The organism is Streptomyces sp. NK15101, assembly GCF_020400725.1.
Taxonomy (GTDB): Bacteria; Actinomycetota; Actinomycetes; order Streptomycetales; family Streptomycetaceae; genus Streptomyces.
This window is the reverse complement of the sequence record NZ_JAINVG010000018.1, coordinates 1-12,613: the sequence shown is the minus strand read 5'-3', so window position 1 is coordinate 12,613 and position 12,613 is coordinate 1. Positions and strand designations below refer to the sequence as shown.

The following is a 12,613-nucleotide window of genomic DNA, read 5'->3' as shown; positions in this document are numbered from 1 at the left end:
GGCCGCACCCTGCCCGGCCGGGGGTGGGACCTTTGGTCCCGCGATTGCCCCCAGCGGCCCTCCGGCCGCCCGGGGCCGGCTGCCAGGGTGGAAGGAGCTCCCTCGGACCCCGGGAGGAGGAGCCATGGACGGAACCACGGCCCGTTCCGGCCTGGGCAGGGTCGTCGTCGGCGTCGACGGATCACCGTCCGCGCACACGGCGGTGGTGCGGGCGGTGGAGGAGGCGGCTCTGCGGGGCAGCACCCTTTGCCCCGTTCATGCGGCGGACAGGGACGCACCGGTCCCGTTCCCGTCCGAGGCGGGGGTCGTCGGGAGCCGGCAGGCAGGACGTGAGTCGCTCGACCGGACCGCCGAGGCGATCACAGCGCGACATCCCGAGCCGGCGGTCGTCCGGGAACTCGCCGACGACCCGGCTCCCGGCAGTCCGCGGCGGGCCGCCGCCATGACCGGCACGATCGTCGTCGGACACCGGGGTCTCGGCGGGTTCTCCCCGCTGTCGCTCGGTTCGGTCGGTTCGGTCGGTCTCGAGGCCGCGGCCGCCGCCCCGACACCCGTCGTCGTGGGGCGAGGGGCCGCGGAGCCCGTCGGGGCCGGCGCGGTTCTTGCGGCGGTCCGGGACGAGGCCGACGTGGGCCGCGCCCGTGCGGCGGCCCGCGAAGCCCTGTTGCGAAAGGCGCCTCTCCGGCTCCCGCACCTCTGGAACGCGGGGCTGACCCCCGGCCCACGGGCCGCGTCGCACCACGCCGACCTGCTGGTACTCGGCGGTCGGCGATCGCCCGGCCACCTCGGACCGGCGCCCGGCCGGATCACGCTGACCCTGCTGCGGCACGCCCACTGCCCCGTGCAGCTCATCCCTCGGCAAGGACCCGGACACAGGAGCACGTCATGACCGGCACCACGGACCGCAGCGGCATCGTCGTCGGCATCGACCCGGTCGAGAACCGGCACATGGCCCTCGCCTGGGCCGCGGACGAGGCTCACCTGAGAGGACGGGGACTGCGCCTGGTGGTCGCGGTACCACCGCGGCACGACACCCAGCACGTCGACGACGCCCCCCGTCACCAGGCAGAGCGACAGGCCGGCACGGAAGCCCTGCGTACCGCGCTCGCCTGGGCGCACGCCCGGCAGCCGGCCGTCAAGGCCACCTCCTCCCTGCTCGACGGGTTCCCGGCGGGAGCCCTGGCCGGTCTGTCGCACGAGGCCGACATGATCGTGCTGGGCTCCCGGCACCTCAGTCGTACGGCGGAGTTCCTGAGCGCCGGTTCCCTGGTCGTCCCGGTCACCGCGAAGGCGCACTGCCCGGTGGTCGTCGTGGGCGACGCGGAACACGTCACGCAGGAGACGCCCTACCTCGTGGTCGGCGTCGACGGCAGCGAGTCCTCACGAGCAGCCCTGGCCTGGGCCTTCGAGGAAGCCGACCTCCGGCGCTGCGCACTGCGCGCCATCGCCGTCCGGCAGCCCCCCGTCTTCTCCCCGCACAGCGCCGACACGCTGTTCCACGCCGAGCGCCGTCTGCTCTCGGAGACCACCGCGGGCTGGGCGGAGAAGTACCCCGACGTCCGGCTCACCCACGAGGTCCCCACCGGTTCCCCCGTCGAGGCGCTCGCGGACGCGGCCGAGCACGCCCTCGCCGTCGTCGTCGGCCGTCGAGGCCGGGGCGGATACACCGGCATGCGCGTCGGCTCCGTCGTCCACGGGCTGCTGCACCGGGCCCACTGCCCGGTGATCACCGTCCCCGCCGGGTGAGCGGGTCATGACGGCGTCGGCACCGGACCGGGCCTCCGCGCCGGTGCGGGAGACGGTGGGACTCACCCAGGAGGAGGCCGCCCGGCGGTTCGCCGACACGGGTCCCAACGAGGTGACCGCGAGAAAGCCCGTACGGCTCCACACGCGGGTCCTGGCCCAACTGACCGACCCGCTGATCATGGTGCTCCTCGGGGCCGTCGTGCTGACCCTCGCGATCGGCGACCACCCCGACGCGATCGTCATCGGGCTGGTCGTCCTCGTGAACACGACCGTCGGCGTGGCACAGGAGATCCGGGCCGACAACGCCGTCGCCGCCCTCTCCGCCCTCACCGCGCCGCACGCGCGCGTGCGGCGCGACGGTGCCGTCCGTGACCTCCCGGCGGCGGCGGTCGTCCCGGACGACGTCCTCCTGGTCGGTGAGGGCGACATCGTCGCCGCCGACGCCGAACTCGCCGAGGCGTCCGCCGTGCTGGTGGACGAGTCCATGCTCACCGGGGAGTCCGTGCCCGTCGACAAGGACGCCGGTGCGACGCTGAGCGCGGGCACGGTCGTCGTGCGCGGCCGGGGCGTGGCCGTGGTCACGGCGACCGGTGCCGACAGCGCCCTCGGCCGCATCGCGGCCCTTCTCGACGAACGTCGCGAGCCGACCCCGTTGCAGCGCCGCCTCGCCTCCCTCGGGCGCGTCCTCGCGGCCGTGACGCTCGCCCTGTGCGTCCTGGTCTTCGCCCTCGGCCTGGTGCGGGGGCTCCCGCTCGGCACGATGGCGGTCACCGCCATCAGCCTTGCCGTGGCGGCGGTCCCCGAGTCCCTCCCCGCCGTCGTCACCCTGGCACTCGCGCTCGGGGCCCGGCGCATGGTCGCCCGGCACGCACTGGTGCGGCGGCTTCCCGCGGTGGAGACGCTCGGCTCCGTGTCCGTCCTCGCCACCGACAAGACCGGCACCCTGACCGAGGGCCGCATGGTCGTCCAGCACGTCTGGACACCGCGGGCGAGCGCCGAGCTCTCGGGCGTGGGGTACGAACCCGTGGGCGAGGTCCTGGTCGACGGACGGCCGGCGGAGGCGGACGAGCTCGAATCCCTGACGGAGCTCCTGACCGCGACCGCCCTGTGCAACGACGCCACGCTGCGCCCGGCGGACGACGGGGCCCCCGACGGCCGCTGGACGGCCCTGGGCGACCCCATGGAGGCCGCTCTGCTCACGGCCGCGGCCAAGGCGGGCTGCCCGGATTCCGCAGAGCTGGCGACGACCCGTCCCAGGCTCGGAGAAGCGCCCTTCGACAGCCTCCGCAGACGCATGACCACGCTGCACGCGACCGGGGAGGGAAGGGTGCTGGTCTGTCTGAAGGGCGCCCCCGAGGCCGTACTCGACCCGGCCGTCCTGCTCGACCCTCCGGAGGCGCTCGCGGCGGCCCGCCAGGAGGCCGCGCACCTGGCCGCCCGGGGGTACCGCGTGCTCGCCGTGGCATCGGGCGTGCGGAACGACGTCCCGAGCCCGGTCACCGAGGCGGAGTCGGGACTCGCGCTCCTCGGACTCGTCGCGCTCGACGACCCGCCCAAGCCGGATGCCGCCGCGACCCTCGCCTCCTGCCGCGCGGCCGGCATCACCCCCGTCCTCATCACCGGGGACCATCCGGCGACGGCTCGGGCGGTCGCGTCCCACGTCGCACTCCTGGGCGACGGCGGTGAGACGGAAGGCCACGTCGCCACGGGGGCGGACGTGGCCGCGGGACGGGTCGCCGACCTCACCTCGGTGCGGGTCTTCGCCCGTACGGACCCCCAGCAGAAGCTGGACATCGTCGAGGCGTGGCGCGCCAGGGGAGAGGTGACCGCGATGACCGGCGACGGGGTCAACGACGGCCCCGCCCTGCACCGGGCCGACATCGGCGTCGCCATGGGCGCGCGCGGCACGGAGGTCGCGCGCCAGGCCGCCGACCTCGTCCTCACCGACGACGAGCTCTCGACGGTCGTGGCGGCCGTCGACGAGGGACGGCGCGTCTACGACAACATCCGCCGCTTCCTCGTCTACGGGATGGCCGGCGGCGCGGCCGAGATCCTCGTCATGCTGACCGGCCCGCTGCTCGGGCTGCCACTGCCCCTTCGAGCAGGGCAGATCCTGTGGATCAACCTCCTCACGCACGGCCTCACCGGCGTCGCCATGGGCGCGGAGCCGGCCTCCCCGGGCGCGATGCGACGACCGCCGCGTCCGCCGGACCAGCACATCCTCGGCGGAGGCGCCTGGCAGCGTCTGCTCGTCCTCGCCGCCGTCGTCACGGCGGCCTCCCTCGGCGCGGGGCTCGCCGCCCGGACGCTGGACCTGGCGTGGCAGAGCGTCCTCTTCCTCGCCCTTCTCGCTGCGCAGCTCGGCGTCGTCCTGGGACTGAGGGCCCGGCTGCTGACCAGGAAGAACCCGTTCCTCCCCCTGTCCGTCCTCGCCTCCACCCTGCTGGCCGCGGCAGCGCTGTACGTGCCCTTCCTGAGCTCGGTCCTGGAGACGGAACCGCTCGGCTGGGCGGGCATCGGCATCGCCGTCGCCTGTGTGCCCGCGGGATTCCTCGCCGCGCGCCTCGTCCGTACCGCCTTCCGTGGAACGCGTCCGGCTGGAGCATCGGGAACACGGGAACTACCGTGAACGTGTGCCCGTCGGGCGAGGACCGTGCGCTCGACGTGGCCGGAGGTGGTGATGGAGGACGAGGGGTCGGTGCCGACGGACGGCAGGCTGCCACGGCTGCGACTCGACGAACTGCTCGACGAGCTCCAGGCGCGCATCGACGAGGTGAGGGGCACCAGGGACCGGCTCAACGGGCTCCTCGAAGCCGTCATGTCCGTCGGCAGGGAACTCGACCTGCCCCAGGTGCTGAGAGGCATCGTGGAGGCGGCCGTCACCCTCGTGGACGCCGAGTACGGAGCCCTGGGCGTCATCGGGGACGACAAGAAGCTCTCGGAGTTCCTCACCGTCGGCATCGGAGACGACCTGAGGGCGCGGATCGGCAACCTGCCCTCCGGGCACGGACTGCTCGGTGAGTTGATCCGCAACCCCGAACCGCTGCGACTGCCCGAGCTGTCCGAGCATCCGGCCTCGTACGGCTTCCCGCTCCACCACCCGCCGATGCACTCGTTCCTCGGCGTGCCCATCCGGGTTCGCGAAGAGGTGTTCGGCAACCTCTACCTCACCGAGAAACGGGAAGGGGCCGACTTCGACGCCGAGGACGAGGCCGTCGTGACGACGCTGGCCGTCGCGGCCGGCATCGCCATCGAGAACGCCCGCCTGTACGAGGAGGGCCGGCTCAGGCAGCGGTGGCTGGCGGCGAGCTCCGAGCTCACCAGCGCCCTCCTGTCCGGTGCGGAGGAGACCGAGGTCCTCGGCGGGATGCTGGAGCAGGCGGTCGACATCGCAGGCGCCGACATGGGGGTCTTCTACCTGGTGGGCATCGGCGGTGAACTGCGGGGCTCGCTCGCCCGCGGTGAGGGGGCCGAAGCGCATCGCGGCGTCGTCCTGCCGACCAGCGAAGGAACCCTGGCCGAGGCCGCCCTCGCACAAGAGGGCCTGGTCACGGTGGCCGACGTCGAGAACGACCCGCGCATCACGGTGCAGCCCGAACGGTGGCGGGGGTTCGGGCCGGCGGTGGCCGTCACGGTCGGCACCAAGGAGCGGCTGAGCGGGGTGCTCATCCTCGCACGGCGGCGCGGGCGGTCTCCGTTCGCGGGATCGGAGATCATGGCCCTGCCCGGATTCGCGGGACAGGCCGCACTCGCCCTCGAACTGGCGGACCGGCGCCGTGACGCCGAGCAAGTGAGCCTTCTGGAGGACCGTGACCGGATCGCCCGCGACCTGCACGACCTGGCGATCCAGCGCCTCTTCGCCACCGGCATGACCCTGCAGAGCGCCCGCCGGTTCGTCGAGCACCCGGAGGCCGTGGAGCGGCTGGGACGTGCGATCGACGACCTGGACGCCACCATCAAGATCATCAGGTCGACCATCTTCGGGCTCCGGGAACACGACACCCCGGGCACCGCACCGAAGCTGAGGAACCGGGTGGTCAAGGTGGTGGACGAGGCCGCGACGACGCTCGGATTCGCCCCCGCCCTGCGCATGGAGGGCCTCCTCGACACGGACGTTCCCCCCGAGGCGGCCGAACAGGTCGTCGTGGTCCTCGGCGAGGCGCTCACCAACGTGGCCCGACACGCGCGGGCCCGCCGGGCCGAGGTGGCGGTCGTCGCCGACGACGGCGTCCTGGCGGTGACGGTGAGCGACGACGGCGTGGGCATGCCGCAGGGCGGCAGGCGCAGCGGACTGCGGAACATGTCCGAACGGGCCGAGCGGCTGGGTGGCACCCTGTCGGTCCGCGCGCGGACCGATCCCGGTAGCGGCACGGTGCTCGAGTGGCGGATCCCCCTGGCGTCCGACCAGGGGTGAGGAAGCTACTTCTCCTCGGCGTCGTGCTCGTGGACCTGCGCGGCGATGACGGCGGCCTGGACGCGGCGTTCCACGCCGAGCTTGCCGAGCAGCCGGGAGATGTGGTTCTTGACGGTCTTCTCGGACAGGTACAACCGTTTGGCGATCTGCCGGTTGGTGAGCCCCTCGCCGATCAGTTCGAGTACGGACCGCTCCCGCTCGGAGAGCACCGCGAGCCGCTCGTCCTCCGGCGGCCGGGCCGCTTCGGGGTCCCGAAGCGAGTGCATCAGCCGGGCGGTGGTGGCCGGATCGAGCATGGACTGTCCGGTGGCCACGGTCCGTACCGCCGACACCAGATCGGCCCCCTTGATCTGTTTGAGGACGTATCCGGCCGCCCCGGCCATGATCGCGTCGAGCAGGGCGTCCTCGTCGTCGAACGAGGTCAGCATCAGACAGGCGAGCTCGGGCATCCGGGAGCGCAGCTCCCGGCACACGGAGATGCCGTCGCCGTCGGGCAGCCGGACGTCGAGGACGGCCACGTCCGGCCGCAGCGCGGGCCCCCTGGCCAGCGCCTGCTCGGCCGTCGACGCCTCCCCGACCACCTCCATGTCCGGCTCGTCGTCGATCAGGTCATGAAGGCCCCGGCGGACGACCTCGTGGTCGTCCACGAGGAACACCCGTGTGATCGTCGTGTCGGATGCCGGCAGATCGTTCATGGCGACCCCTGTGATCGGTGGTTGTCCAGCCGCCCCCACAAGGATTGTCCGTCATGAGGCGGTTTCACGGGTGCCGAGATCCATCCGGACGTCGACGACGCCCTCCACGGCCCGCACGGCGCGGACGACCAGCGGCACCAGCGATCTGTCGGAGAGCGCCCCACGGATCGTGGCCACACCGTCCGCGACCGTCACATCGAGCCCCACGGGGGCGCCCGGCTCGCCGAGCACGGAGCGGCGGATGTCCTCCTCGATCTCTGCGTCCGTACGGAGGAACACCTTCAGCAGATCGCTCCGGCTGACCACACCCTCCAGCATGCCGACGCCGTTGACCACGGGCAGGCGCTTCACCCTCCGCGTGGCCATGATCCGCGCCGCTTCGGCGAGCGTCGCGTCAGGATGGACGGTCACGGCCGGGCTGGACATGAGTTCCCCGGCCCGTACGGCTCCGGCCTTGGACGCAGCGGCGAACTCGTCCGGGCGGGGCTCGTCGGTGCGGAACTCCTCCTTCGGAAGCAGATCGGCCTCCGAGACGATCCCGATCACCCGTCCATCGCCCTCCAGGACGGGCAGGGCGCTCACCTTCCACTGGTCCATCAGCGCGACGATCTCCTTGTAGGACGCGTCATGCCCTATGGCGATGGCGGTGTGGGTCATGACGTCGCTGACGGTGTAGTGCGAGGCGGTCATCACGTTCTCCCAGAGGGGCGAAGATCTACGGTCTCCACTCCCAGTCTGGCCGCGCTCCATGGGGGAGAGGAGGGCCGGATGGCCCCCCTCGGAATCCTGTTCGGCCCACGCGAGGCGTGTCCGCCCCGTCTCGTCCCGGCGGAGCGGGCAGGCGCGCCGACCAGGATGTGCGCGGACTGAGCTTCGCCTCCCCGGCTGCTGTCGCCTGTGGGGCTCGAAGCTCACGTCCAGCCGATCCTCGACTCCGGGCGCTTGGCCGAAACCTCCACGGGAACGAGGCCGCACCGCCTTCGCACGGCGGTCTCTGCTACGGGAGGGAGGTCTGCTCGACGAGCGCCCGTCCTTGCCGGCGGTGTCCCTGCGCGGATCGGTCAGGCGACCTGGAGAGCCGCCCCCCACGCCCTCGCGCGATCCAGTTCGCCCTCGCGCAGCGGGCCCTCGGTGTCCTCGATGATGAATCCCTCCGGTTCCGCGACGAGCTCGTAGCCATGGCCGCGCAGTCGACGGGCGATGCCGCCGGCGGCGGCGCCGGCCAGGCGCATGTCCGCCCTGGTGTCGAAGGCCGCGGCGGCATGGGTGCCGGTGTGGGCCTTCGGAAGCGTGTCGTGGAACCAGTTGCGGACCCCAGGACCCTCGGCGCCCTCCTCGGGGGTGAAGGGACGCTCCTCCTTCTCGGCCTCTTGCTGCTCGGCCTTCAGCCCCATCTTCCGGCTCATCCCGGTGGTCATGCCCCGCATATGGGTCGGTCCGCCGACGACCAGCAGGTCGGTGGGGCCGATGCGCTCCGGCAGTGCGTCGACCACCGCCACGCACTCGACCTCGGCGTCCGGGTGCGCTTCCTTCAGACCTTCTCCGATCGCGTCGGCGATCTCGCGCGTGTTGCCGAACAGGCTCTCGTACACGATCACGGCACGCATCACGCCTCATCTCCTCATGTGCTTCGTTCTCCTGCTTCCGCAGCCGCTCCGATCGCCCGCAGCGCCCCGAGCAGCACGATGCCGATGACCCGGGGGCTCCCCCCAGGGCCGGATCTCCAGGTCCCTCTGATCACCGCCTGCGGCGGTTTCGAACAGGCCGGACAGCGCGTCGAAGGGGGTGGGACCACGGGTCGACGACGCACGCGGTCCGGCACTCCACGCGCCCACACGACGGCGTCGAACAGTGGTGAACGACAAGAAGGGCTCGGCTGTCGCGGCGACACCCGGCTGGGCATCCATGAAGGCCTCCCGGATCCGACGCCACCAGTCTGGCCCCCGGGACGGGAGGCCCGCTGGGGCCGAACGGCCCCCGACGGCATCGCCGACCTCTCCGCCGGCTCCACGTCGGCAACGGGCTCCGCCCCGGGGCCTCTGCCTGTGGGCCGCTTCCTGCGACCGTCGCTGCCTGGACGTCGGGGCCCGTTCTCGCGCATCCACGTCATGCGGGCTTGCCGCCCGCGAGCTGTCCTGCGTGTGGCGCTGGACCAGCGGTGGTAGGGCCTCTCGTCGGCTTCTCAGACGGCATCCCCGGGGCCGGGTGACGCCATCTCCAGGCTCGCCCGTTCGCGAGGGGCACAGTCATGTCGGACCCGGAGGCCGGCTCACTTGTACGAACGTGAAAACGCGGAGGGGGACGAGCGGGTCTTCGTTCCGCGGCCCGTCTCCGAAGCCGATGCCCGCAGGAGTCGTGTCCCTTTCGGCTGCGGAAGCTTCTTCCCGCCGAAGCTCGGTGGCGCCTCGGAGGGCGTGAGTTCCCCCTTGCGGCTGTGAGGTCGGCGCGCTGAACGCGGTGCGCACGTGAGTCGTGATGGAACTTCGTGGGCCGCACGGACGAGGAGATCCGCCAGGCGCGCGAGGACTGGTGACCGGCGACCGCTTCGGCGCGATGAAGGGCTGTCCCCGCGCTCCGCTGCCCGCCCCGGAACTCCCCATGACCCCACTCGACCCGGCGCAACCCGCGCTGACCCGGCTTTTCTCCGCTGACCCGCGCTGCGACACGGGCGGGTCTGCTGCGGTGTCACGTCCGGGTGGGGCACACTGGCGGCGTGCGCATCGTGATGATGACGGCGGGATCGCGGGGGGACGTCGCACCGTACACGGGTCTGGGCGCCGGTCTCGTGCGGGCCGGGCACGAGGTGACGCTGGCCGCCCACGGGGTGTTCGAGCCGCTGGTGGCGGGTTCGGGGGTGCGGTTCCGTCCGCTGCCGGTGGACCCCCGTGCCGAACTGCATTCCGCGCGGGGCCGGCGGCTGCATGACGCGCGGACCGGTGCGGGAAAGCTCGTACGGCTGGCGTCCATGGCCCGGGGAGCGGTCGACGAGATGACGGCGGCCCTGGTGGAGACGGCGCGGGAGGGCGAGGTCCTGCTGGTCGGCGGGGCGCTGGGACCGCTCGGGTACGCCATCGCCGACAGCCTGTCGGTGCCCGCCCTGGGGCTGCATCTCCAGCCGCTGCACCCGACCGGGGAGTTTCCCGCACCCGTCCTGGGGGCGCGGCCCCTGGGCACGGTGGGGAACCGGCTGAGCGGACGGGCCGTCATGACGATGGTGGAGCTGCTGTTCTCCGACGCCGTACGGTCACTGCGACGGCACGGGCTCGTGACGACGGGCCGGTCCCGGCGGCGGCCGCGACCGGTGCTGCACGGCTACAGCGAACTCGTCGTCCCCCGGCCCCGGGACTGGCCCGCCGAGTTGGAGGTGGCCGGGTACTGGTGGCCGCACGAGACCGGGCGGTTGTCCCAGGAAGTGGAGGACTTCCTCGCTGCCGGGCCCCGGCCGGTCTTCGTCGGTCTGGGCAGTGCCACCGTCCCCGATCCCGAGCGGGTGAGCCGCGAGATCGTCACCGCGCTGCGCGCGGCGGGAGTGCGCGGGATCGTCCAGCGGGGTTGGGCGGGACTGGATGCCGGGGGCGACGACATCCTGACCGTCGACGAGGTGCCGCACGCCCTGCTGTTCCCCCGGACGGCCGCCGTCGTCCATCACGCGGGAGCGGGCACGACCGGCGCCGTCCTGCGGGCCGGGGTGCCCACCGTTCCGGTACCGGTCCAGTTCGACGCGGCGTTCTGGGCCTCCCGGCTGACCGCGCTGGGCACCGCCCCAGGGGTGCTGCCGCTGCGCCGCCTCACCTCCGACGCCCTCGGCGAGGCCCTGCGCAGGGCGACGGAGGACGGCCTCCACCGTGCGCGGGCCCGCGCAATGGCGGACCGCCTGGCCGTGGAGGACGGCGTCGCGCCGGTGCTTGCCGCGCTCACCCGGCTGGCGCCCTGACCACCTGTCGGCCGACTGGGGCGCGGTTGCGAGCGGTTCTGCTCGCCTTTACCGACAACTCGGTCCGTGGCGAACAGGCCTTCGTGAGACCGGGAGGAACACCCCCTGGGACGAGGAGAGCGGAGAGGCGGAGGGTGACGTCGTCGCGGGGGTGGTGAGGCCGTGCCACTGCTCAGCCCTTGTGAACACAGTGCTCGACCATCCGTACAGGCGCCCCCAGGGGACCCGAGGTGGCCTTTCGCCCCGGCCCGCGGGGATCACCGCGACGTCCAGCGGGACGCGAGGAGGCCGACAGCCCCGCCGTGCTGGGCGTCATGAGCGGCAGTCGGGGCACCAGGACGTTCCTCGGCCGCCTGCGGCGGTTCGGTGGCAGTAGCCGGGGGCGCCCCGTCAGGGGGCGGAAGGTCCGGTCGTCCTGGCCTGCCAGCTCCCGCCGTCCACCCGGTACACCGTCAGTCGGCGGTTGACGGGGTCGCCGCCGTCGAAGGCGACGCGGCCGGTGACGCCGTCGAAGGCCAGCTGCTCGACGGCTCGCGGCAGTTCCGCCCGGATGCCGTCGGCCGGTGTGCCGCCCTCCGCCTTCACCACGGCCTTCACCGCTTCGATGAGGGCCCAGGTCGCGTCGTAGGCGTAGGGGCCGTACCAGCCGGGCGGCTGGGAGTAGCCCGCTGCGCCGTACCGGGTCAGGAAGTCGCGTCCCGCCGTCGACTCCGTTGCGGGTGCGCCGATCTGGGTCGCGAGGTCGCCGTCGGCCTGAGGGTTCCCTGTGAGGTACTGCTGGTCGAAGATGCCGTCGCCACCCATCAGGGGGATGGTCACTCCCGCCTGCTTGAGCTGCTGGGACAACGGTGCCGCGGTGTCGTAGTAGCCGCCGAAGTAGACGGCTTCGGCGCCCGAGGACCGCACCCTGACGGCGAGGCCCGCGAAGGAACGTTCCGCGGGATCCACCTGTTCGGTCCCGACGACGGTCCCCCCGAGCTTCTTCCACTCTGCCGTGAGGCCGGAGGTGAGGGCGGTGCCGTGGCTGCTCGCGTCGTCGACGACGTAGAGCTTGGTCTTCCCGGCCCCGTGCAGGTACCGGGCGGCGAAAGGCCCCTGGTCGACATCCGTGCCGATCGTCCGGAAATAGGTGGAGTACGGGCGGACGCGGGTGCCCGACGCCCAGTCGGGGCCCAGCGTCAGGGCCGGGTCGGTGTTGCCCGGTGACACGTTGACGATGCCCGCGCGTGACAGCGTCGGCACCAGCGTGCGGGCGACGGCGGAGTTGAGCGGGCCGACCACCCCCACCAGTTCGTCGTCGGACACGAACCGGGCGGCGTTGGCCGCGCCCTTGGCGGGGTCGGCTTCGTCGTCCACGGCCGTGATCTCGAAGGTCACACCGGGGACGTGTCCGGTTTCGTTGGCGGTCCTGACCGCCAGTTCGGCGGAGTTCCTGATACCGGCGCCCATCGAGGAGAGTCCGCCGCTGAGGGGCGCGTCCACCCCGATCCTCACCGTGACGGAGGACGCCGCCGACCCGCTGCCCCCCGCCCCGCCGCCGCTCCGCGCGTCGTCGTCACGGGTGAGGGACCAGGTCAGGAGGGATCCCGTGGCGAGTACGGCGAGTGCCGTACCCAGGACCGCGGAGCGCCGGGTGAGGCCCCGCCCTCCTGCGGGCGCCCCGTCTTCCTGCTCTGATCGAGCCGTCGCGCCGAGCGTGCGCCGCTGTCCGTCCGGGGGCACGACGACCGGCGGGGCCGTCGGCCGGTCCGGCACGGGGTGACGCGGGGGGCCCGCGTCGGCCCCGGAGGAGTCCGGGACCGTCGGTGTCGCCACGGGCGGTGT

9 protein-coding genes are annotated in these 12,613 nt (G+C 73.0%); 5 read left to right on the top strand and 4 right to left on the bottom strand.

The annotated features are described in order from the left end of the window. The first annotated feature begins 124 nt into the window (after nucleotides 1-124). The 4 genes from K7G60_RS12655 to K7G60_RS12640 are packed head-to-tail and all read left to right on the top strand — an operon-like array spanning nucleotide 125 to nucleotide 6,160. A complete protein-coding gene (locus K7G60_RS12655; protein WP_225800956.1) occupies nucleotides 125-889 on the top strand; it encodes a universal stress protein in 765 nt (254 codons plus the stop codon). Then, entirely contained in the window at nucleotides 886-1,746 is an 861-nt protein-coding gene (locus tag K7G60_RS12650; protein WP_225800955.1) for a universal stress protein, read from the top strand. The genes K7G60_RS12655 and K7G60_RS12650 overlap by 4 nt, the downstream gene beginning before the upstream one ends. Nucleotides 1,747-1,753: 7 nt before the next feature. Continuing rightward, entirely contained in the window at nucleotides 1,754-4,375 is a 2,622-nt protein-coding gene (locus tag K7G60_RS12645) for a cation-translocating P-type ATPase (protein WP_225800954.1), read from the top strand. A 51-nt stretch (nucleotides 4,376-4,426) separates the two neighbouring features. Beyond that, nucleotides 4,427-6,160, top strand: coding sequence for a GAF domain-containing protein (locus tag K7G60_RS12640; protein WP_225801042.1), 1,734 nt, complete (start codon nucleotides 4,427-4,429; stop codon nucleotides 6,158-6,160). A 5-nt stretch (nucleotides 6,161-6,165) separates the two neighbouring features. Here the strand turns inward: K7G60_RS12640 and K7G60_RS12635 are convergent, their stop codons facing one another. The 3 genes from K7G60_RS12635 to K7G60_RS12625 all read right to left on the bottom strand — a co-directional run bounded on the left by K7G60_RS12635 (nucleotide 6,166) and on the right by K7G60_RS12625 (nucleotide 8,462). Then, a complete protein-coding gene (locus tag K7G60_RS12635) occupies nucleotides 6,166-6,855 on the bottom strand; it encodes a response regulator transcription factor (RefSeq protein ID WP_263985839.1) in 690 nt (229 codons plus the stop codon). Nucleotides 6,856-6,906: 51 nt separating this feature from the next. Then, nucleotides 6,907-7,545 (bottom strand): CBS domain-containing protein, encoded by a 639-nt coding sequence (locus K7G60_RS12630; RefSeq protein ID WP_225800953.1) that lies wholly within the window; start codon nucleotides 7,543-7,545, stop codon nucleotides 6,907-6,909. Nucleotides 7,546-7,916: 371 nt separating this feature from the next. After that, entirely contained in the window at nucleotides 7,917-8,462 is a 546-nt protein-coding gene (locus K7G60_RS12625) for a flavodoxin domain-containing protein (protein WP_225801040.1), read from the bottom strand. 1,121 nt (nucleotides 8,463-9,583) lie between these two features. Between K7G60_RS12625 and K7G60_RS12620 the strand changes: the two genes are divergently transcribed. Then, nucleotides 9,584-10,789: a glycosyltransferase gene (locus tag K7G60_RS12620; protein WP_225801039.1), complete on the top strand. Its 1,206-nt coding sequence runs from the start codon at nucleotides 9,584-9,586 to the stop codon at nucleotides 10,787-10,789. A 390-nt stretch (nucleotides 10,790-11,179) separates the two neighbouring features. On the opposite strand, the gene K7G60_RS12615 is transcribed toward K7G60_RS12620, so the two are convergent. After that, nucleotides 11,180-12,613: branched-chain amino acid ABC transporter substrate-binding protein (locus K7G60_RS12615; RefSeq protein ID WP_308080898.1), on the bottom strand; the 1,434-nt coding region annotated here is incomplete at its 5' end.